The sequence below is a fragment of the Guyparkeria sp. TX1 genome (assembly GCF_046523965.1).
Taxonomy (GTDB): domain Bacteria; phylum Pseudomonadota; class Gammaproteobacteria; order Halothiobacillales; family Halothiobacillaceae; genus Guyparkeria.
On record NZ_CP144142.1, the window covers coordinates 2,131,719 to 2,152,240 of the forward strand.

Here is a 20,522-nt window from a genome sequence, read left to right on the forward strand (position 1 = left end):
CAAGAGCCGCACATTGATCCGAACGGAAAACCGAGGAGGTGCACCATGCCGAGAACAACCCTTGCCTTGAGTCTCGCCCTGGCACTGCCACTGATTGCACAGACCGCTTGGGCGGCCGATGACGACCCCTGGAAGAAGCCCGGCTGGGAGCCGATCACCGAACAGGAACGCCAGCCTGCCAGCATCGACGAGACGGCAGAAAGCGCCGTGGATGTGCATGAGCATAACGGGATCCGTTACCTCACTGGCGGTTTGGGTACCGGAGAGCGCGCCTGGCTGAAGCAGCACGGATCGTCCTATCCGGTGGCCCTGCAGTTCTCTAAGGGTCAGCGTGGCGCATTCGTCTCGTCGGTGGACGTGAATATCCGCGCCACCGATGGTGAGACACGATTCGAGGCCACGACAGACGGTCCGATGATCTATATCGACCTGCCACCAGGGCGTTACAGCGTCACGACCCGATATCAGGGACATGACCGCGATTTCGCCCTGCAAGTCCCCACCAGTGGTCAAACCAGCCACTCGGTCAACTTCCCTTGAGAATACAGGCACATAGGCGGGAAATCAGGCGAAACGAAAAAATCCCGGGCCGCTAACGCGAGCCCGGGATTTTTTTGATATGTGCCGAAGCTCGGCCCCTACCAAATTAAGAAGTCATGGATTCATGCCAAGCGGAGGTTTGGCAAGGCTCCGGCTCTCTACGTCATATCCCCCGGCTCCAAGTGCTGGAATTTGCGGCACGAATGCTTCTCGCAACGATTCTTCACGCTGTTATTGACGGCGGAACAGACCCGATCCGCCGCGGTCCTAAGATTGCAACGACACCGATAACCAAACTGGCCAGAACCGTGTGCACCGTCACGTAATCGCTGGTTACCAGGGCGGGCAGTCGTTGCCCGGGGTGCCCCCGGCAACGGGCAGGCCCGCGGATCTTCAACAGTCATGCAATTGCGAGGAGGTGGGGATGTTGGTAGCACTGCTGAGGTATGGGTCGGTGGGACTGTTTCTGGCCACTTGGACCGGCACGGTCATGGCGTTTGGTCCAACGCAGTGGACCCAATACCGAATGGGGCCTGAACACAACGCGGTATTCGACGACGGCGAAGACACCGCCCTGCCGGATGCACACTACCGGACCGGCGATCAGGTGCGTGCAGCCCCCGTGATCGTCGACGGTCGGCTGTATGTCGGCAACCATGCCACCGGCGGCTTGTTCGCGTTCTCGGTGGATGACGGCAAGATCCTGTGGAGCGACAGCCATCCGGGGTTCCGCCATGCGCCCAACTGGGTACACGCCGAGACTGTTACCGACGGCAAGCGGGTGTATGTGGCATACGGAAATCGCGCCTTCCAGAGCGCCGACATCCGCGGCACCGGGGCGAGCGGCGTCATGGCGGTCGACCCGGAAACCGGCGGGACCTTGTGGAACCATCCCACGGTGGGCGAGGTCATGCCGACGCCGGCATTGTGGAACGGCCTCCTCTACGCCACCACCGGCGCGGCCAACCTGCGGGCGATTGACCCGAAAACCGGCGAGCTGGCGTGGAAACTGAAACTGCCGGGCTGGGTCAGCATGTCGTCTCCGGCGGTAACCGATGACGGGATGCTCTACGTCGGGGCGCTGGATTCGGTGGTGGGTGTCGACCTGCAACGCAAGAAGATCGCGTGGCGCCATGACGAGAAAGGCAGTTTCACGGACGTGCCGCCGGCGGTCGGCAAGGACGGTGTGGTGGTGATCACCGCGGTGAAGCCATACGCCGCTGCCACCAAAGAGGAGCGTGCCCAGTATCCGGACAAGGGCAAGGGCTTCATGCACTTCATCTACGGCTTCGACGCATCCAGCGGGAAATTGCTGTGGAAAGACCTGCTGGGCAGTGGCCCCAAGCAGGACAACAACACCTCCGGCAGCCCCGCGATCGCTGATGGCCGCGTCTACGTCGGCAGTCCATATACCAAATCGGTATTCGCCTACGATATCGGTAGCGGCGAGAAGCTGTGGGAGCATCCGGCTCAACACAAGGTCAAGGGGGCTCCGGCCATTGCTGACGGCCGTGTCTTCTTCGGCGACACAGGCGGCCTGCTATACGTGGTGGATGCCGAAAGCGGCGATGCCCTCAAGCGCAAGAACGGTCGCGAACTGCCGCCGCGCAAGCTGGGCGGGTCGTTGAGCAACGCGAAGAACACCGCGTTGGCGCCTGCTGGCCCGGTGGTGATCGGCAACACCTTGTTCGTCGGCAGCCAGGACCGCTACATCTATCGCATTTCGATCCCGGACTGGATCAACCAGTGATCCTCCGGTCCGAGGCGGGCGCGAGCCTGCCGGCGGACAATCGATCGCGTCACGAGCTCCGCTTGGGGCACACCTCGGCCGCGCTGGCCATCGCGAGGACATTCGCCACGACGGCCTTCATGTATCGGCCAACGAAAAAAGCCCGGATTCGCGTTAAGCGAATCCGGGCTTTTTCTTGATATTTGGTGGAGCCAGGCGGGATCGAACCGCCGACCTCCTGCATGCCATGCAGGCGCTCTCCCAGCTGAGCTATGGCCCCTCGTACCTGAGGAATGCGCGCATTGTACCGGCACGGCGGAGACTGTCAACACCCTCTCACCCGGATTTGCGCCGATCACGACAAGCCCCTGAATCCACGTCGATGGGAAAGCGAAGCATCGAGGCAAATGCGGTGCATGCCGAGCAAGGCACCGGGATTTTGGTTACATTACCGCCAATCGATCGGGCAGCCCATACCGGCTGCCCGCCCCGCCCTTTTCAACCGACGAGGTACGACATGACGGAGACCAAGGCCCCGAGCGTTTTGTTCGTGTGCATGGGCAATATTTGCCGCTCACCCACCGCCCACGCCGTGTTCGAGCGGCTGGTCGAGCAGGCAGAGCTGGCCGACCGCATCCGCATCGATTCGGCGGGCACCCACGCCTATCACGTCGGCAATCCGCCCGATGAGCGTGCCATGCGTGCCGCGATGGCCCGCCAATACCGCATGGACCATCTCACGGCTCGCCAGGTCCGCCCCGAGGACATCGCCGAGTACGACTATGTGCTCGCCATGGATCTGGCCAACCTCGAGATCCTGCAGTCACTTGCCGACGACGCGCTGCGAGACAAGCCGCACCTGTTCATGAGCTACGCACCGGACTACGGCCTCGACGAGGTGCCGGACCCGTATTACGGTGGCGGCAACGGCTTCGAGCAAGTTCTCGATATGGTCGAGGCGGCGGCCGGCAACCTGCTCGAGGACATCCGTCGCCGTCACCTCGGCTAAACCGAACAAGCCCAGCGCCCTGCTCCGTCCGCTCTCCTGCTACGCCGATAGGAGAGCCGCAAAAGAAAACGCCCCGCTTCGATAAAAGTGGGGCGTTCTTGTTTCCGGCGAGGTGGTGAGGGGATCAGCGCTCGCGCTTTTCCTCGTCGCCCGATGTTTCACCACCGACCTGCTGCTCGGAGGCATCCGCCTTTTCGGCCTCGGGCGCCGGGGCCTCGGCCGCCGGCGTCTCTTCCGCCCGTTGATCGGCCGCAGGCTTCGTCGGTGCCGGCTCTGGCTCAGCTTTTACCTCCGCAGCGCTCGATGCCGACGGCTCGGTGTCGGTCGTCGGCTTGGCCTCGGCGTTAACCGAGTCCTCGCTAGCCGACGTCGACTCGGTGGCCTTCGGCGTCTCGACCGGCGCCTCTGCTTGTGCCTCCCGCGTTTCGGAGACCATTTCAGAGACCGCTCCCGGGGCTTTCGCCTCCACCTGGCTCGAGGCGCCCGCACCGGTTACCTCCTCGGTGGCCACGTCGGAGCCAGCACTGCTGGGCACGGCCTTGGATGCGTCTGCCTTGGCGGACTTGGCATCACTCGCCTTGACCAACCGGTCGCTGGCCTCCAGTCGAACGGCGGCGTTGGGGGGCAGTTCTTCCGCCAGACCCTTCTTCTTCGAGACGTCCAGCGGCAAGCTCTTGCCTTCGCTGATCGGGGCGGCCAATTGCTGCTCGACCATTTGGCGCTCACGCTCACCCAGCGGCGGCGGGGTACGCGGCTCACTCTTCGGGCCACGGTCACCCCGACCACGCCCCTTGCCACCGGAGCCACCGGAGCCACCCGGGCCGCCGCGGCCGGACTGGCCACCGTCCTTCTTGCCCTCGCCGTCAGTCGGCGGCTTGCCACGGCTCGGCTCGGCCTTGGACTCCGCCGGCTGCTCGTTCTTCTGCTCGGGCTTCTGACCAGCATCCTGCTGCGCCGGGTTGCCACCGCTGCCGCGACGACCGCGACCACGGCGACGTCGGTTACCCGACTTGCCCTTGCCCTGACCCTTGTCCTTGTCCTGGGAATCGTCACGGGCGGACTTGGCCTTATCGCCCCCTTGATCGCCGGACTGACGGCGACCGCCGCCCTTGCGACCGGTCCGGTCACCGGACGTCTCGCCGCCCTTGCCAGAGGCCTTGCCCTTGGCCTTGCGTGAACCGGCTTCGGTCCCTTCGTCCTCGTCGGCGCGGGCACCAAAGAGCTGACCCACGACGCGACGAAGCAGTGAAACCGCGCCATTCGCGATCGGGCGCAACGGTGCGCTTTCGGCGGCCGGGGTTGCCGCGGCTACCGGCGTCGGCTCGGCCGACTTTGCCGGCTTCTCCGCGGCCGGCTGGGCCGCCCGCGGGATGGTCTGAACCGCAGCCTTCTCCGCCTGGCGATGACGCGGCTCCGGCGACGGGGTCTCGACGTTCAGCGGCTCGATCATCTGCTGCACGTCGCGCGCCCGCGCCTCGTTGTCATCGGCGCGCACACGCTCGATCTCGTAGTGTGGCGTCTCGAGGTTGATGTTCGGGATCAGCAGCAGGTCGACGTTGTTCGATTGCTCGATCTCGTTGATCTGGTCACGCTTCTCGTTGAGCAGGTAGGTCGCCACGTCGATGGGCACCTGGGCGATCACGCGACCGGTGTTGTCCTTCATCGCCTCGTCGACCAGCAGACGCAGGATCGCCAGCGACAGCGACTCGACCGAACGGATCACGCCCTGGCCGTTACAACGCGGGCACATGTGCTGACTGGATTCCTCCAGCGAGGCGCGCAGACGCTGGCGCGACATCTCCAGCAGGCCGAAGCGCGAGATGCGGCTGGTCTGCACCCGGGCACGGTCGTACTTCAAGGAATCGCGCAGGCGGTTTTCCACCTCGCGCTGGTGCTTCGAGGAGCCCATGTCGATGAAATCGATCACGATCAACCCGCCCAGATCCCGCAGGCGCAGTTGCCGCGCGATTTCCTCGGCCGCCTCCAGGTTGGTATTGAAGGCAGTGTCCTCGATGTCCTGGCCCTTGGTGTTGCGCCCGGAGTTGATGTCGACCGCGGTCATCGCCTCGGCGACGTCGAACACCAGTTCGCCGCCGGAGGGCAGCGTGACATTGCGCTGATAGGCCGATTCGATCTGCGACTCGATCTGGTAGCGCGAGAACAGCGGCGTGGGATCGTCGTAGAGCTTGATCTTCTCGGCGACCTTGGGGGTGACCATCTGGACGAAGTCCATCGCCTGCTGGTAGATGGTCGGCTCGTCGATCAGGATCTCGCCGATGTCGTTGCGCATGTAGTCGCGCAGCGCCCGGATGATGAGATTGCTTTCCTGGTAGATCAGGAAGGGGGCCGGACGGCCCTCGGCCGCCTCGTGGATCGCGCTCCAGACCTGGACGAGGTAGTCGAGGTCCCACTGCAGTTCCTCGACGTCACGCCCCACCCCGGCAGTGCGCACGATCAGGCCCATGCCCGCCGGTACGTTCAGCTGGGCCAGCGCGGCCTTGATCTCGGCGCGGTCATCGCCTTCGATGCGGCGCGAGACGCCACCGGCCTTGGGGTTGTTGGGCATGACCACCAGGTAGCGCCCGGCCAGGCTGACCAGCGTGGTCAGGGCCGCGCCCTTGTTGCCACGCTCTTCCTTCTCGACCTGGACGATCAGTTCCTGACCTTCCTTGAGCGCGTCCTTGATGATCGGACGTCCCTTGTCATCGACCGCCTTGGGGTCGAAGTACTCGGGCGAGATCTCCTTGAAGGGCAGGAAACCGTGGCGATTGGCACCGTAATTGACGAACACGGCCTCGAGGCTGGGCTCGATACGCGTGATGGTGGCCTTGTAGATGTTGGCCTTCTTTTGCTCCCGGGACGGGGTCTCTATGTCGATATCATAGAGGCGTTGCCCGTCTACGAGCGCAACGCGGATCTCCTCGGAGTGCGTTGCGTTGATCAGCATTCGTTTCATGAAAAAAATCTCGACGTTTCTGCACAAGCCGCGGCTGGCAACGGGCCGCGCGCGACAGGTGACTTGAGTTCAGAGGAACGTCCCGACGCGCGATTGCCGACCAGCCCGCCAGTCGTCGAGCCGCGCAGACACGCGAACACGACGCCTGCCGTCCGACCGCAACGAGGCGGTACAGGACGGAGAGCGGCAGGGAAAGGAACCGGAAAAGGCGCATTGAGTACAGGACGTAACAACCGTTGATCGTTCGTGACAACTGTGAGCGGGCGGCAGCCCGAGGCTGGTCGTGCCCGTCGAGGCCAAGCCAATGGTGTTGGCGAGGCCGCATCGTGGGCAAGCGGGATGGGCTGGCATGGGTCGCCGGCTTAAATGAAGAATCCGAGCGCTCGCTGGCTGCCGCGGGTGGTCGGCACGTGCCACACCACCTGACTTTCGCCACAGTGCGCTGATACTATCACAACCCCGCCAGCGCACGGTCTCAATTGCGCCGACAGCAAACCCGAGCCGATGACAACCGAGAATCGCCAAGCCACCGCCGAACAAGCCCCCACCGATCGCCCACGCGTTCGCCTCGAGACGGTCGATGCGCGCAGTGACGGTCAGCGCCTCGATAACTTCCTGCTGCGCGAGCTGGGTGCCCAGCACGACAAGCAGCCGCGGGCGCTGGTCTACCGCTTGATCCGCAAGGGCCAGGTGCGGGTGAACAAGAAGCGCGCCAAGCCGATGCAACGCCTGCGCGACGGTGACGTGGTCCGCATCCCGCCGGTGCGGGACCTGCGCGGCGACCCCGATACTGCACGCCCCGCGGCCCGGATTCCGACGGGCTGGCTCGAACGCGTCGAGACCCTGGTTCGTCACGAGGACGAGGCGTTGTTGGTAGTCGACAAGCCAGCCGGATTGGCCGCGCATGCCGGCAGTGGCTTCGATTTCGGCCTGATCGAACTGTTGCGCACCGCCCGCCCGGACAGCGACATGCTGGAGCTGGCCCACCGCATCGATCGCGAAACCAGCGGCCTGATCGTGGTGGCCAAGTCGCGCACGACGCTGCTCGATCTCCAGGAGCAGTTCCGCCCCGAGGGCGCGGCGAAAAAGCGCTACCTGGCCCTCTGTCACGGCCACTGGCGAGACGCGCACCAGACCATCACGGCCCCGCTGCGCAAGGACCAGGGCGATGGCCGGGCCCACCGAGTGGTGGTCGATCCGCGCGGTGGCAAGTTCGCTCGCACCGATTTCGAACGCCTGGGCGCCAGCCATCGGGGTCCGGCACTCAGCCTGATGGCGGCCACCCTGCATACCGGACGCACGCATCAGATCCGTGTGCACTGCCGGCATGCGGGCCATCCCATTGTCGGTGACAGCAAATACGGCGATCGTGCCCTGGACCGACCGTTGGCACGCCGTCGGCCCGAGCTGATGCTGCACGCCTACCGCCTCACCCTCACCCACCCGACCCACGGCGGCCGACTGACCATCACCAGCAACCCGCCGGAGACCTGGCAGCCATTGCTGGACAACGCCGGACTAGCCTTGAAAAACCACCAGCCGCCCCGATAACCGCCGCCATGACCGATATCAGCAAACTCCTGACCCGCCCGGAACATCTGACCGTCCCACCCCGACTGGTCGTGTTCGACTGGGACGGCACGCTGGCCGACTCCACCGGCCGGATCGTCACCGCCTTTCAGGAAGCACTGACCTCGGTGGACCACCCGCGCCTGCCCGACGAATCGATTCGCGGCATCATCGGCCTGTCGCTGGCCAACGCCATTATCGAACTGTTCCCCGAGGCCGAGCTGCGCTTCCGCGAGGCACTCGCCCAGGCCTATCACCGCTGCTACTTCGCCAATGAAGAACCGGTCGCACTCTACCCGGAGGCCGAGGCATTGCTCGAGGCCCTGACCAAGACCGGCTGCCTGCTGGCCGTGGCCACGGGCAAGTCGCGCCGCGGTCTTGATCGCGCCCTTGCGCAGACCGGAACGGCGGACTACTTTCACCACACGCTCACCGCCGAGGAGACGCGCTCGAAACCTCATCCGGAGATGCTCGAGGGTATCCTCGACTACACGGGCAGCGATCCGACCGAGACCTGGATGGTGGGCGACACCGACTTCGATCTGCTGATGGCACGAAACGCCGGCACGCACGCGATCGGCATTACCCACGGCGCGCACCCACGCGAGCGACTGGCCGCCGCACGACCGGATTGGTTGATCGACCGGCTGGCCCAGCTGCACGAAGGGCAAGGCCATGACGACCAACGCCCCGGTAAAACGGACGACACCGGCAACGCCGGGGAACCTGAGGCCCGTCCTGCCGTCTGATTCGGTCGTCGGGCTGCCAACTCACCCGACCCACCTCCCCATAACGGCGAGGCGTCCGACCGTTTGATGCCACGATCTAGCGATCGCTTCCGGCAACCACCTTGGATGACAACGCAGGCAAGACCCGCATGAACCAGAACACACCGCCAGACGACGTGCGCATCGAGCCACCCGGAGGCCCGGACTTCGACCCCGGTGAGCCGCGGACCGAGGAAAGACCGCCGCGGCGCTCAAGGGCCGAGCCCTCGCCGGACTGGGCGCGCGACGCCCTGCTCGACATGGCCCGCCACGGGCTGGTCGAGCAACGCCGCGCGCGGCGCTGGAAGGTGTTCTTCCGCTTTGTCTCCGTCGCGCTGGTGATCTGGTCACTGACCCTGATCACCCTGCTGTTCACGGCCGGGGATCGCAGCGCGCCCGGCCTCGCGAAACCCACCGCGGCGGTGATCGATATCAGCGGCCTGATCGCGGCGGGCGAGACCACCGAGGCCCGTCGTGTGATCCCGCAGCTGGAAAAGGCGTTCGAGGAAGATAACGTTAAAGGCATTGTCCTGCGTCTGAACACGCCCGGCGGCAGCCCGGTCCAGTCCAGCGCGATCTTCAATGCCATCCGTGAGCTCAAGCAGGAGTACCCGGACAAGCCGGTCTACGCGGTGGCCGAGGACATGGCAGCCTCGGGCGGTTACTACATCGCCGCCGCGGCCGACGAGATCTACGCCAACCCCTCCTCGATCGTCGGCTCGATCGGCGTGCGCATGGACAGCTTCGGCTTCGTCGACGCCATGGAGAAGCTCGGCATCGAGCGTCGCCTGCTCACCGCCGGCGAGAACAAGGCCCTCGGTGACCCCTTCAGCCCGAGCGATCCCGAGGAAACCGAGTATCTCCAGGGTGTCCTCGGCGAGATCCACGAACAGTTCATCGAGGCGGTGAAGACCGGCCGTGGTGACCGACTCGATGACGACGAGACGATCTTCACCGGGCTCTTCTACACCGGCGAGACCGCCCTGGAAATTGGCTTGATCGACGGCCTCGACAGTGTGCGCGGCGTGATTCGCGACCGCATCGGCGTCGAGCACCAGATCGATCTCACCCCGCGCAGCAATCGTCTGGAAAAACTGCTGGGCGCGACGGCCGAGGAATTCGGCTCGGCACTGACGGGCGTCAAGAGCGAGCCGGCGCGACCGATGATGCTGCCCTGAGACACAGTAAGGTCTGCACGAATCCGATACCGCTCTGCGCGCCTTGATCACGAACGACTCACCAAGCCAGAGTGGCATCGGATTCGTGCAGACCTTCCTGCACGCCGCTCGGGTTAGACTGTGGGCATGACTCAGACCCGCCAGACCCGCGTACCGTTTACTGCCGGCATCAGCGCCGGCCCGCAGACCACCTACCGCCCGCTGGAGACCGAGGAAGCCTCGGAACAGGCGGTCAGCGACGAGCCCCCCATGTACCGGGTGCTCTTGTTGAACGACGACTTCACCCCCATGGATTTCGTGGTGCAGATCCTGATGCAACTGTTCGGCATGACCTTTGATCAGGCCAACGCCGTCATGCTGGAAGTGCACCACTATGGGCGCGGGGTCTGCGGCGAATTCACCCGCGAGATCGCCGAGACGCGCGTCAGCCAGGTGAACCAGATCGCGCGTGAGCACGAATACCCGTTGATGTGCGTGATGGAACGCGCCGATTGAACGAGACGAAACTGGAAATTCCTCACCCCGTTGGCAACGCCGCAATCCGGCGTATCATCGGGACATGGGCAACGGCCCGGCTGCTAGCTGATGCCAGGCCACCCCAGGGAACCGCTGACTGGTTCCCTCACCAGACCGGAGGAGAGGATCGGTGCTGAGCAAATCCCTCGAAACCACTTTGAGCCGCGTGTTCGATCGAGCCCGGCGCCAGAACTACGAATTTGTCACCCTCGAGAGCCTGTTGCACACGCTGCTCGAGGATCCCGACGCGCGCATGGTGCTGGAGGGCTGCAACGCGAACATCTCCCAGCTCGCCATGGACCTCGAGGCGCACATCCGCCGCACCACCCCGCGCATCCCGGAAAACGACCCGCGCGAGACCCAGCCGACGCTGGGCTTTCAGCGCGTGCTCCAGCGCGCGGTGATGCAGGTACAGGCCGCCCAGCGCAGTGAAGTCTCCGGCGCGCATGTGCTCGCCGCGATCTTCGGCGAGCAGGATGCGCATGCCGTGCACCTGCTGCACAAGGCCGGCGTCACGCGCCTGGACGTGATCAACTTCATCTCGCACGGCCCCGAGGCCGACGACGAGGGCGTCGATGACGAGGAGCCCGAGATCAACCAGGCCGACGTCGAGGCCGCCGACGAGCAGCCGGCCGACGAGAACGCTTTCGAGAACTTCGCGATCAACCTCAACAAGCAGGCCGCCGAGGGCAAGATCGATCCGCTGATCGGCCGCAGCGCCGAGCTCGAACGCGTCCAGCAGGTCCTCTCGCGTCGGCGCAAGAACAACCCGCTGCTGGTCGGCGAGGCCGGTGTCGGCAAGACCGCCATCGCCGAGGGCCTGGCACGCAAGATCGTCGACGGCGAGGTGCCCGAGGCCTTGTCCGAGGCGACCATCTACGCGCTCGACCTCGGCGCGCTGGTCGCGGGCACCAAGTACCGCGGCGACTTCGAGAAGCGCCTGAAGATCGTCCTGAAGAAGGTCCGCTCGGTGCCCGACGCGATCCTGTTCATCGACGAGATCCACACCCTTATCGGTGCGGGCTCGGCCTCCGGCGGCTCGATGGATGCCTCGAACCTGATCAAGCCCGCACTCGCCTCGGGCGAGCTGCGCTGCATCGGCTCGACCACGCACCAGGAATACCGCAGCATCTTCGAGAAGGATGCCGCGCTGACCCGTCGTTTCCAGAAGATCGACGTCCCCGAACCCACCGAGGACGAGACCGTCGACATCATTCGCGGCCTGCGCGAGGGCTACGAAAAGCACCACCACGTGGTCTATACCGACGAGGCGATCGAGGCGGCGGTAAAGCTCTCCACCCGCCACATCAATGATCGCCACCTGCCGGACAAGGCGATCGACGTGATCGACGAGGTGGGCGCGCAGTATCGCCTGCTCCACCCGCGCCCCGAAGACAACCGCATCACCGCCAGCGACATCGAGCGCGTGGTCGCCCGCATGGCACGCATCCCCGAGCGCAGTGTCTCCACCTCGGATCGCGAGGTCCTGCGCCACCTGGACCGCAATCTCAAGATGGTGGTCTTCGGCCAGGACGAGGCGATCGCGCAGATCACCACCGCGATCCGCCTGGCTCGTTCGGGCCTGCGCCCGGACAACAAGCCGATCGGCTCGTACCTGTTCGCCGGGCCGACCGGCGTGGGCAAGACCGAGGTCTCAAAGCAGCTTGCCAGACTGCTGGGCATCGAGCTGGTGCGCTTCGACATGTCCGAGTACATGGAGCGCCACAGCGTCTCGCGCCTGATCGGCGCGCCGCCGGGCTACGTCGGTTTCGACGAGGGCGGTCTGTTGACGGAGAAGGTGCACAAGAACCCGCACTGCGTGCTGCTGCTCGACGAGATCGAGAAGGCGCACCCGGACGTGTTCAATGTGCTCTTGCAGGTGATGGACAACGGCTCGCTGACCGACACCAACGGGCGCAGCATCGACTTCCGCCACGTCATCCTGATCATGACCTCCAACATGGGGGCCGAGGAGATGGCGAAGAACAGCATGGGCTTCGTCGCCCAGGACATCGGTTCGTCCGGGATGGAAGCGATCAAGCGCGGCTTCACGCCGGAGTTCCGCAACCGGCTGGATGCGATCATCCAGTTCAGCTCGCTCGGCACCCGGCAGATCGCCAACGTGGTCGACAAGCTATTGCTGGAGCTCGAGCAGCAGCTCGAGGCGAACCACGTCACCCTGCAGGTCGACGACGAGGTACGCCACTGGTTGGGCGAGCATGGCTACGACGTGGTGCTCGGCGCCCGGCCGATGGCCCGCCTGATCCAGGACAAGCTCAAGCGGCCGCTGGCCGAGCAGATGCTTTTCGGCGATCTGGCCGACGGCGGCAAGGCGCGCTTCACCATGGACGAGGACGAGCCGGCCCTGATCGCCACGCCAGCACCCGAATCGGTCGCGGAGGAATCCTCCACGGCCTGACGGTGGCAAATGGCCTGATTAACGAGCAACGGCGCCCATCCATGAGCGCCGTTTTTTTGATGGGCTCTTTTTCGAGCGCACAAACGTGCTCTCCCGGCTCACGCAAGGCGTGGCCGGGTCGTCCGTCGGGATCGGTGGCGGTCGGCTCGGGCGGACCTACCGCGGGATCAGCGGGAGCGGAAGGAGATGCGACCCTTGGTCAGGTCGTACGGAGTCAGCTGCACCGTGACCTTGTCGCCGGTCAGGATGCGGATGTAGTTCTTGCGCATGCGCCCGGAGATGTGGGCGGTCACCACGTGGCCGTTTTCCAGCTCGACCCGGAACATGGTGTTCGGCAGGGTGTCGATCACCACGCCCTGCATCTCGATGTAATCTTCTTTTGCCATAAATCCTCTAGCAGGTTGAAATGGGGCGTGATTATCGACGAAAACCGATCTCGCGCCAAGAAAACGCCCCCTTCGGGCCGAGTACCGTGCCGAATGGTTCAACATGGGCGGCCCGTTCGATGACCAATCAGGTTGGTCGCAAGCCCGCCATTATGAACGAAAATCGTCCAACCTTATATCGAGAACCGCAGACATGACCGCACACCATGACCTGGTGGACACCCTCATCCATCGCCACTCCACGCCGCCGACCTGCCTGACCGGGCCGGCGCCCGACGACGACACGCTCCTGCGCATCCTGCAGGCCGCCGAAAGTGCGCCGGATCATGGCGGACTTCACCCGTGGCGTTTCCTGGTCATTGACGGTCCGGCCCTCGATCGTCTCGGCGAAACCTTCGTCGAAGCGATGCGCCAGAAGGACCCCGACGCCAAGGAGGAAACCCTGGACCGTGAGCGGGTGCGTGCCCAGCGCGCGCCGATGATCATCGCCGCGATCGCCCGTGAGGAACCAGGGCACGCCAAGATCCCCGAGATCGAACAACTGCTCTCTGCCGGCATCGCGACCCACCAGGTGCTTCTTGCCGCCCAGGCGCTGGGGTTCGGCGCCGTTTGGCTAACCGGACTGCGGGTCTACGACGAGAACGTCATGCGCGCCCTGGGCTTGGCCAAGAACGAGCGCCTTATCGGACTGATCAATATCGGCCAAATCAAGGAAGGCGCCCCGACGCGCGGCAAACGCCGCCGCAAGGCTGTGATCGAGCGCTGGGACGGCTGAACGATCCGCATTCGTCCCGGGACCGCAGCGGGCGGCCCGATTTTTCGTACAATGCCCGCTTCCACCCCATCCATCCGAGCCAGCCGAGGCCCATCGAGCAAGCATGTCCGAATCCAACGAGCCGATCAGCCACTTCATCCGCAACCGCATCGACGCCGACCAGGAGAAGGGCACCTACGGCGGCAAGGTGACCACGCGCTTCCCGCCAGAGCCCAACGGCTACCTGCACTTCGGGCACGCCAAGAGCATCTTTCTCAACTTCGGCCTGGCGCGGGACTACGACGGCATCTGCCACCTGCGCTTCGACGACACAAACCCGGTGAAAGAAGAGCAGGCGTACGTTGATGCCATCCGCGAAGACATCGAGTGGCTGGGCTTTCGTGACCCGGCGCACGAGCACTTCGCCTCGGACTACTTCGAGACGCTCTACCAGGGCGCGGTCGCGCTGGTAAAAGCCGGGCTGGCCTACGTCGATTCCCAGTCGGCCGAACAGATGAGGGCCAACCGCGGCACGCTGACCGAGCCGGGCAGCAATAGCCCCTATCGGGACCGCTCGATCGACGAGAACCTGGACCTCTTCACCCGCATGCGCGCGGGCGAGTTCACGGATGGCGAGCACATCCTGCGGGCGAAGATCGACATGGCCTCGCCGAATCTCAACATGCGCGACCCGGCCATCTACCGCATTCGCCATGCGCACCACCACCGCACCGGCGACGACTGGCCGATCTACCCGATGTACGACTACGCCCACTGCGTGTCGGACGCCATCGAGGGGGTCACGCACTCGCTGTGCACGCTGGAGTTCGAGGACCATCGCCCGCTGTACGACTGGTTCATCGACAAGCTCGCCGACCTGGGCTTCTTCGAACGCCCGCTACCGCAGCAGATCGAATTCTCGCGGCTGAACCTCACCTACATGCCGCTCTCCAAGCGCAAACTGATCCAGCTGGTCGAGGGCGGCCATGTCGACGGCTGGGACGACCCGCGCATGCCGACGCTCAAAGGCGCTCGTCGCCGCGGCTTTACCCCGTCCGGCTTCAAGCTATTCACCGATCGCATTGGCGTCTCGAAGTCCGACAGCCTCATCGACTTCGGCGTGCTTGAGGACTGCATGCGCGAGACGCTCAACGAGTCGGCCGAGCGCCGCATCGGCGTGCTCGACCCGCTCAAGTTGGTACTGGTGAATTTCCCCGAGGACCACGAGGAGACCTGCCACGCCCCGAACCATCCGCAGAAGCCGGACTGGGGCAAGCGCGAAGTGAAACTCACCCGGGAGTTGTGGATCGAGCGCGGCGACTTCGCCCTCGACCCGCCGAAGAAATACTTCCGCCTCAAGCCCGACGGCGAGGTGCGCCTGCGCTACGGTTTCATCATCAAGCACGTCGGCCACGACCTGGACGAGGATGGCAACGTCACCTGCGTCTACGCCGAGTACGACCCGGACACCAAGTCCGGCACACCGGGGGCGGACGCGCGCAAGGTCAAGGGCAACATCCACTGGCTGTCGGCACGCGATGCCGTCGAGACGGAAATCCGACAGTACGACCGCCTGTTCAACGTGCCCGCCCCGGGCGCGCGACGCGAAGGTGACGAGCCGGACGTCGAGCGCGACTTCCTCGACGATCTCAACCCCGACTCTATCCACACCTTGTCGGTTTATCTCGAGGCACGCGCGGCGAACGCCGAGCCGGAATCGATCTACCAGTTCGAGCGTCATGGCTACTTCGTCGCCGACCAGAAGGAACACGCGCCCGGCCAGCGCCCGGTATTCAACCGGGCCGTGACGTTGCGCGATTCCTGGGGCCAGGGGAAGTAAGGCCGCCGGGCGGCCGTGACGAACCGTAGGAGCGCCTTCAGGCGCGAAAGGCTCGGGCGGCACTTTGCGTGGTTTCGCGGCTAAAGCCGCTCCTACGAACCGCATCGTGATCGGTTTGCCTCGCGGGCGAAGAGGCCCGTTAAGCACACAAAAAACGGCCCGGGAGTCCCGGGCCGTTTTCTCGTTGCGCGGCCAGATCAGATGACCTGGTCCGTCGGACTCAGCCTTTCACGTAGGAACTGCACCAACCGGTCCCCTTGACCGCCTTGTCGCGGAAGATGGAACAACCGCCCCAGCCGTCGCCCGCCGCATCGGCCCGGTAGAGCGCGCAATTCGCGCAGGTCTGACCATCCTTGTACGACGAGTGCTCGACATCACTGGCCTCATGCTTGTAGTCCAGCGACTTGGCCATGGCGTCGTCCTCGGACAACTGCTCGAGCTCCTGCGCCTGTGCCGGGACGATCGCCATCAGCGGGATCACGGCCGAAGCCAGTGCCCCACCCACGAATCGCCGGCGCGATCGATCCATCGGCACGTCAAACTCCGATGATTGCTTATCCGTCATGTTTCCTCTCCCTTGGCTGGATTGACAGCACCTCGACTGTAGCGCGCTTCCCACCAGCAGGGAAATCATTTAGATAACGTTAACTTGTTAATATAAAAACGGTTCTCATTCTCCCGTCCATTCGTGTTTACTTCACGACATCCCCCAGCTCACCACCAGCATCACCACGGCAGCAATCACCAGCCACCAGGCCAGCCGTGAGGACTCCTCGGGTTCGGGCATCGCCTCATCACTTGCCTGGTCCCGCTCACTTGGCGGGGCGGGTTCTCGTTGTTCGTATTCGGCGATCACGCGCTCGGCACGGTCCTCGTCACGCTCGTCAATCAGCATCACCCGCGCGAAATCCTGCGGGGCCAACTGGCCCACCGCACCCTGCTGGTAGAAACCGGCCACCTCTGCCTCGATGCCCTCGGCGTTGAGCATGCCGGCGACGATGTGCGCCTCGAGGATGTCCGCCGCCCGGTAGATGGTTTTCATTGCCGCTCCATTCAATGCGATTCGCGCCCTTGCGGCACCCGCAGAAGGGGGCGCCGGACACCGAGATTGATGTAGACTACGCGCCATCTCAATCCAAGCGTCCAGCCTACCGCCATGTCCCAGGAAACTCCCCCGGAAAACACCCCCCTCACCTACCGCGATGCGGGCGTCGACATCGATGCCGGCAACAGCCTGGTCGAACGGATCAAGCCGGCGGTCAAGCGCACCCAGCGCCCCGAGGTCATGGGTGGCCTAGGCGGTTTCGGCGGTCTGTTCGCGCTGGATACATCCAAGTTCAAGCAACCGGTACTGGTCTCGGGCACCGACGGGGTCGGCACCAAGCTGCGCCTGGCGATCGATCTCGGCAAGCATGACGCCATCGGCATCGATCTCGTCGCCATGTGCGTCAACGATATCCTGGTGACCGGCGCCGAGCCGCTGTTCTTCCTCGACTACTACGCCACCGGCCGACTCGACGTCGACGTGGCCGCCCAGGTGGTCGAGGGCATCGCCAATGGCTGCGAGCAGGCCGGCTGCGCCCTGATCGGCGGCGAGACCGCCGAAATGCCCTCGATGTACGAGGAAGGCGACTACGATCTCGCCGGCTTTGCCGTCGGTGCGGTCGAGAAGGACCAGTTGATCGACGGCAGCAAGGTCGCCGCCGGCGACAAGCTGATCGCCCTGCCCGCTTCCGGCCCGCACGCCAACGGCTACTCTCTGATCCGCAAGATCATCGAGCGCGCCCAGCCGGACTGGAACAGCACCGAGGGCAAGCAACTGATCGAGCAACTGCTCGCCCCGACCCGCATCTACGCCCGTGCCGTGCAGGCACTGGGCGAGCAGGTCGACATCCACGCGATGAGCCACATCACCGGCGGCGGGCTGACCGAGAACCTGCCGCGCGTCTACCCGGACCACCTGGCCGCGGCCATCGATTGGTCGAGCTGGCAGCGCCCGACCGTATTCGACTGGCTGGCTGAGCAGGGCAGCGTCGAGATCGGCGAGATGCGCCGCACCTTTAACAACGGCGTGGGCATGGTGGTCATCGTCGCCGCCGACCAGGTCGAGAAGGCCGTCTCGGCCATGCAGGCGGCCGGCGAGAACGCCTGGGTGATCGGCGAGATCGTCGAGCGGGGTAACGGCGAGCCCGTCACCTACCGCTGATGGCAGCGGCGAACAAAGCGAGGCTGGTGGTACTGGCCTCCGGCAACGGCTCGAACTTCCAGGCGATCATCGATGCCTGCGAGAACGGTCGGCTCGACGCCGAGATCGTGCTGCTGGTAGTCAACCGTCCCGGCGCCTACGCGCTCGAACGAGCCCGGGCGCACGGCATCCCCAGCCGGCTGATCGACCACAAGGCCTACCCCGACCGCGAGGCCTTCGATGCCGAGCTGGCCACGGTGATCGACGAGGCGCGTCCGGACTGGATCATCATGGCCGGCTTCATGCGCATCCTCACCGACGGCTTCGTCGACCGGTTCCAGGGACGCCTGATCAACATCCACCCGTCGCTGTTGCCGAAGTATCCGGGCATGAACACCCACGCCCGGGCGCTCGAGGCCGGCGACCTCAAGCACGGCGCGACCGTGCACTTCGTCACCCCGACCGTCGATGCCGGCCCGCCGATCGTGCAGGGGCGCTTGGAGATCCTCGACAACGACGACGTCGAGTCACTCAAGCAGCGCATCCACGGTGTCGAGCATCGGCTCTACCCGCTCGCCATCGACTGGCTGGTCAAGGGCAAGATCGACTTCGAGCAAGCCGAGAAGCAGAGCCGCCCGGCGGTAGTCGATGCCTCCGGCGCGCTGATCGTCCCGCCGAGTCCGTAGCAGGCAGCTCCCGGCATTCGCCCGGCGCCGTATCCCTGCGTTTTCGGCAAATGACGTGAAGGCATTCCCGTAGGAGCGGCTTTAGCCGCGATACCCGGGGAACGCTCCCCCTTCGCGGCTAAAGCCGCTCCTACCGTGGTTATAACCGCCCCGCCCGACCGACCAGCCACGGCATAACTACCATCAGAAGCAAGCTGAGCGCGTAGGCCGTCCCGGCACCGAGCACCTTCACCGCTTTCCCATGAGAAAAGAAAAGGGCCCGCCTGAACCAGGCGGGCCCTCGTCACGTGCCATCGGGCGGACCGATCAGCCCTTGAGCATGGCGTAGAGCTCGTCCTTGAGCGCGAGGCGCTGCTTCTTGAGCTCTTCCATGTGCTCGTCGGTGACCGGCTCGTCCTGCTTCTCCAGCCGCTCGATTTCCTTGGTCAGCTCGTCGTAACGCTCGAACTGCTTGTGGAAATGGTTGTCGCTGGTCTTGAGCTCGTGAATGCGCTCCTTGAACTCCGGGAATTCATGGGCGAGATCGTGATGGTCTACCTGCATCGGTCACCTCTGTTTTCGGATAAAAAAACGGACCGGAACATCCGGCCGACACCAGCCTAGATCATAGCGCCTAAGCCGACAGGCGTCCCCCGAGCGCATCGCTCGGGAATCACCTCCAGCGATTTTAGAACCGGGCGTTGACCTGCAGGCCGAGAATGTCGACCTTGCCTTCGTACTCGCCCTGCAAGCGGTCGGAGAGCGGCGGAGAGGTCGAGTTATCGATCGTGCTGTCATTCAGCCAGATATGGGTATAACCAACATCCACCGACCAGTGTTTGTTGAAGGCGTAACCCAGGCCAATCGAACCCCAAATGCGATCGGCATCCGGCAGGCGGGCAGTGCGGAATTCCGCACTGGGTACCGGGGTGGGATCATAGGCGGCGCCAGCGCGCAGCGTCCAGCGCGGGGCGAACTCCCATTCACCGCCCATGGCGACACGCAGGGTATCGTCCCAGTTTTCCGGCGTAACCGACTCCTGCCCATTTGCCTGCACCACCCTCAACTCCTCGAAGCTGGACCAACCGGTCCAGAGCAGGCCAAGCGAGCCGGTTACTGTGTCGCTGAACCGATGAGTCAGACTTGCCGCCACGCTTGGCGGCAAATCCAACCCGGCCGTGGCGTCGAATTGGGTAGGTCCGGCAATCGTATTGAATAGCACGTTTTCTGTTGGCAACCTGAATTCGGAATCACCCTTTAGTTTGTGATCAATCCCTGAGTGGTAGCTCACGCCCAGCCGGGTGCGGTCCGTCGGCTGCCATAAGGCACCCACGGTGTAACCCACAGCCCAATCATCACCCTCAATCTCTACGTGGCCGTCGCTCACCGACCCCGAAGAGCCACCTAAAGAATTATCAGGGTCTTGGGTCGGAGGGTTCTGGTTCGGAGGGGTGGGGGGGACAAAAGCGAATGCGGAGGTCAGCTTCGCCTCGGCGCGCTGGATGTTGATCGCGCCGCCCACAGTCCAATCCGGCGTAATGTCGAAACTGATCGAGGGGCTGATGTCGATCACCTCGATTCGGCTCTCGATACCATGGTACCGACCCAGCCACTCCTCGTCGTACTCGGTGGCGAGCCCGAACGGCACGGTCAGCGCCACGCCCACGCGGGTACGCTCGTTGAGTTGGTGGACGATGGAGGCGTTCGGGATCATCGCGGACTCGCCCGCATCGCCCCCCAGACCGCCAACGGTCGGGCCAAAGGCGCTCTGCGAGGTCGCCCCGGCCTGGAGCTCGAACGATGGACGGATGTAGTTGATGCCGCCGGAAACGGCGGTCCCGTCGATCTGCGTCATCGCCGCCGGGTTGCCGATCATGCCGCTAGCCTGGCCGTTACCCGTGGCAAGGTTGGCGTAGGCCTGGCCGAGGTCGGTGGCGTTCTTCTCCATCAGCGCAAAGCCGGCGCCCTGGGCCTGACCGGCCATCATGGCCATCGACAGCGACACGGCG

The 20,522-nt window shown here is 64.6% G+C and carries 18 protein-coding genes and 1 tRNA gene; 12 read left to right on the plus strand and 7 right to left on the minus strand.

The window, feature by feature from the left end; all coding sequences use genetic code 11:
* Positions 1-45: 45 nt before the first annotated feature.
* Together VWP12_RS09860 and VWP12_RS09865 are read left to right on the plus strand one after the other, a co-directional pair.
* Positions 46-540, plus strand: a complete 495-nt coding sequence (locus VWP12_RS09860; RefSeq protein WP_410473983.1) for a hypothetical protein — start codon at positions 46-48, stop codon at positions 538-540.
* Positions 541-1,066: 526 nt separating this feature from the next.
* Entirely contained in the window at positions 1,067-2,290 is a 1,224-nt protein-coding gene (locus VWP12_RS09865) for a PQQ-binding-like beta-propeller repeat protein (protein ID WP_410474964.1), read from the plus strand.
* A gap of 183 nt (positions 2,291-2,473) precedes the next feature.
* Here VWP12_RS09865 and VWP12_RS09870 read toward each other — a convergent pair.
* Positions 2,474-2,549 (minus strand) — tRNA-Ala (locus VWP12_RS09870).
* A 237-nt stretch (positions 2,550-2,786) separates the two neighbouring features.
* On the opposite strand from VWP12_RS09870, the gene VWP12_RS09875 reads away from it, so the two are divergent.
* A complete protein-coding gene (locus VWP12_RS09875) occupies positions 2,787-3,278 on the plus strand; it encodes a low molecular weight protein-tyrosine-phosphatase (protein ID WP_125199194.1) in 492 nt (163 codons plus the stop codon).
* A 124-nt stretch (positions 3,279-3,402) separates the two neighbouring features.
* On the opposite strand, the gene rne is transcribed toward VWP12_RS09875, so the two are convergent.
* On the minus strand, positions 3,403-6,234 hold the full coding sequence (gene rne, locus VWP12_RS09880) for a ribonuclease E (RefSeq protein ID WP_410473984.1): 2,832 nt from the start codon (positions 6,232-6,234) through the stop codon (positions 3,403-3,405).
* A gap of 504 nt (positions 6,235-6,738) precedes the next feature.
* Here rne and VWP12_RS09885 point away from each other — a divergent pair.
* From VWP12_RS09885 to clpA, 5 genes are all read left to right on the plus strand, one after another.
* A complete protein-coding gene (locus tag VWP12_RS09885; RefSeq protein ID WP_410473985.1) occupies positions 6,739-7,785 on the plus strand; it encodes an RluA family pseudouridine synthase in 1,047 nt (348 codons plus the stop codon).
* 8 nt (positions 7,786-7,793) lie between these two features.
* Positions 7,794-8,552, plus strand: coding sequence for an HAD-IA family hydrolase (locus VWP12_RS09890; RefSeq protein WP_410473986.1), 759 nt, complete (start codon positions 7,794-7,796; stop codon positions 8,550-8,552).
* 128 nt (positions 8,553-8,680) lie between these two features.
* Complete coding sequence (locus VWP12_RS09895; RefSeq protein WP_410473987.1) at positions 8,681-9,748, plus strand: S49 family peptidase; 1,068 nt, start codon at positions 8,681-8,683, stop codon at positions 9,746-9,748.
* Between the two features lie 126 nt (positions 9,749-9,874).
* The gene (gene clpS, locus VWP12_RS09900) at positions 9,875-10,243 is read left to right on the plus strand and encodes an ATP-dependent Clp protease adapter ClpS (RefSeq protein ID WP_125197957.1); all 369 of its coding nucleotides are present in this window, start codon (positions 9,875-9,877) and stop codon (positions 10,241-10,243) included.
* Positions 10,244-10,394: 151 nt separating this feature from the next.
* Positions 10,395-12,683 (plus strand): ATP-dependent Clp protease ATP-binding subunit ClpA, encoded by a 2,289-nt coding sequence (clpA, locus tag VWP12_RS09905; protein WP_410473988.1) that lies wholly within the window; start codon positions 10,395-10,397, stop codon positions 12,681-12,683.
* A gap of 167 nt (positions 12,684-12,850) precedes the next feature.
* On the opposite strand, the gene infA is transcribed toward clpA, so the two are convergent.
* A complete protein-coding gene (infA, locus tag VWP12_RS09910) occupies positions 12,851-13,069 on the minus strand; it encodes a translation initiation factor IF-1 (protein WP_058574334.1) in 219 nt (72 codons plus the stop codon).
* 193 nt (positions 13,070-13,262) lie between these two features.
* Here infA and VWP12_RS09915 point away from each other — a divergent pair, with 193 nt between their 5' ends.
* Together VWP12_RS09915 and VWP12_RS09920 are read left to right on the plus strand one after the other, a co-directional pair.
* The gene (locus VWP12_RS09915; protein WP_410473989.1) at positions 13,263-13,844 is read left to right on the plus strand and encodes a nitroreductase; all 582 of its coding nucleotides are present in this window, start codon (positions 13,263-13,265) and stop codon (positions 13,842-13,844) included.
* A 103-nt stretch (positions 13,845-13,947) separates the two neighbouring features.
* Positions 13,948-15,663, plus strand: coding sequence for a glutamine--tRNA ligase/YqeY domain fusion protein (locus VWP12_RS09920; protein WP_410473990.1), 1,716 nt, complete (start codon positions 13,948-13,950; stop codon positions 15,661-15,663).
* Positions 15,664-15,883: 220 nt separating this feature from the next.
* Here the strand turns inward: VWP12_RS09920 and VWP12_RS09925 are convergent, their stop codons facing one another.
* Positions 15,884-16,228, minus strand: coding sequence for a high-potential iron-sulfur protein (locus VWP12_RS09925; RefSeq protein ID WP_410473991.1), 345 nt, complete (start codon positions 16,226-16,228; stop codon positions 15,884-15,886).
* 132 nt (positions 16,229-16,360) lie between these two features.
* Positions 16,361-16,705, minus strand: coding sequence for a DUF2007 domain-containing protein (locus VWP12_RS09930; protein ID WP_410473992.1), 345 nt, complete (start codon positions 16,703-16,705; stop codon positions 16,361-16,363).
* A gap of 114 nt (positions 16,706-16,819) precedes the next feature.
* Between VWP12_RS09930 and purM the strand changes: the two genes are divergently transcribed.
* The gene (purM, locus tag VWP12_RS09935; protein WP_410473993.1) at positions 16,820-17,869 is read left to right on the plus strand and encodes a phosphoribosylformylglycinamidine cyclo-ligase; all 1,050 of its coding nucleotides are present in this window, start codon (positions 16,820-16,822) and stop codon (positions 17,867-17,869) included.
* A complete protein-coding gene (gene purN, locus VWP12_RS09940) occupies positions 17,869-18,534 on the plus strand; it encodes a phosphoribosylglycinamide formyltransferase (RefSeq protein WP_410473994.1) in 666 nt (221 codons plus the stop codon). The genes purM and purN overlap by 1 nt, the downstream gene beginning before the upstream one ends.
* A gap of 306 nt (positions 18,535-18,840) precedes the next feature.
* On the opposite strand, the gene VWP12_RS09945 is transcribed toward purN, so the two are convergent.
* Positions 18,841-19,077 carry a YdcH family protein gene (locus tag VWP12_RS09945; RefSeq protein ID WP_322520802.1) on the minus strand — a complete coding sequence of 79 codons (237 nt, stop codon included), beginning with the start codon at positions 19,075-19,077 and terminating at the stop codon, positions 18,841-18,843.
* A gap of 124 nt (positions 19,078-19,201) precedes the next feature.
* The gene (locus VWP12_RS09950) at positions 19,202-20,518 is read right to left on the minus strand and encodes an OmpP1/FadL family transporter (protein ID WP_410473995.1); all 1,317 of its coding nucleotides are present in this window, start codon (positions 20,516-20,518) and stop codon (positions 19,202-19,204) included.
* Positions 20,519-20,522: the final 4 nt, after the last annotated feature.

Excerpts from the sequence above, each read along its gene's own strand:
- VWP12_RS09860 (WP_410473983.1), top strand. The coding sequence starts at position 46 with ATGCCGAGAACAACCCTTGCCTTGAGTCTCGCCCTGGCACTGCCACTG.
- VWP12_RS09865 (WP_410474964.1), top strand. The coding sequence starts at position 1,067 with ATGGGGCCTGAACACAACGCGGTATTCGACGACGGCGAAGACACCGCC.
- VWP12_RS09875 (WP_125199194.1), top strand. The coding sequence starts at position 2,787 with ATGACGGAGACCAAGGCCCCGAGCGTTTTGTTCGTGTGCATGGGCAAT.
- rne (WP_410473984.1), bottom strand. The coding sequence starts at position 6,234 with ATGAAACGAATGCTGATCAACGCAACGCACTCCGAGGAGATCCGCGTT.
- VWP12_RS09885 (WP_410473985.1), top strand. The coding sequence starts at position 6,739 with ATGACAACCGAGAATCGCCAAGCCACCGCCGAACAAGCCCCCACCGAT.
- VWP12_RS09890 (WP_410473986.1), top strand. The coding sequence starts at position 7,794 with ATGACCGATATCAGCAAACTCCTGACCCGCCCGGAACATCTGACCGTC.
- VWP12_RS09895 (WP_410473987.1), top strand. The coding sequence starts at position 8,681 with ATGAACCAGAACACACCGCCAGACGACGTGCGCATCGAGCCACCCGGA.
- clpS (WP_125197957.1), top strand. The coding sequence starts at position 9,875 with ATGACTCAGACCCGCCAGACCCGCGTACCGTTTACTGCCGGCATCAGC.
- infA (WP_058574334.1), bottom strand. The coding sequence starts at position 13,069 with ATGGCAAAAGAAGATTACATCGAGATGCAGGGCGTGGTGATCGACACC.
- VWP12_RS09915 (WP_410473989.1), top strand. The coding sequence starts at position 13,263 with ATGACCGCACACCATGACCTGGTGGACACCCTCATCCATCGCCACTCC.
- VWP12_RS09920 (WP_410473990.1), top strand. The coding sequence starts at position 13,948 with ATGTCCGAATCCAACGAGCCGATCAGCCACTTCATCCGCAACCGCATC.
- VWP12_RS09925 (WP_410473991.1), bottom strand. The coding sequence starts at position 16,228 with ATGACGGATAAGCAATCATCGGAGTTTGACGTGCCGATGGATCGATCG.
- VWP12_RS09930 (WP_410473992.1), bottom strand. The coding sequence starts at position 16,705 with ATGAAAACCATCTACCGGGCGGCGGACATCCTCGAGGCGCACATCGTC.
- purM (WP_410473993.1), top strand. The coding sequence starts at position 16,820 with ATGTCCCAGGAAACTCCCCCGGAAAACACCCCCCTCACCTACCGCGAT.
- purN (WP_410473994.1), top strand. The coding sequence starts at position 17,869 with ATGGCAGCGGCGAACAAAGCGAGGCTGGTGGTACTGGCCTCCGGCAAC.
- VWP12_RS09945 (WP_322520802.1), bottom strand. The coding sequence starts at position 19,077 with ATGCAGGTAGACCATCACGATCTCGCCCATGAATTCCCGGAGTTCAAG.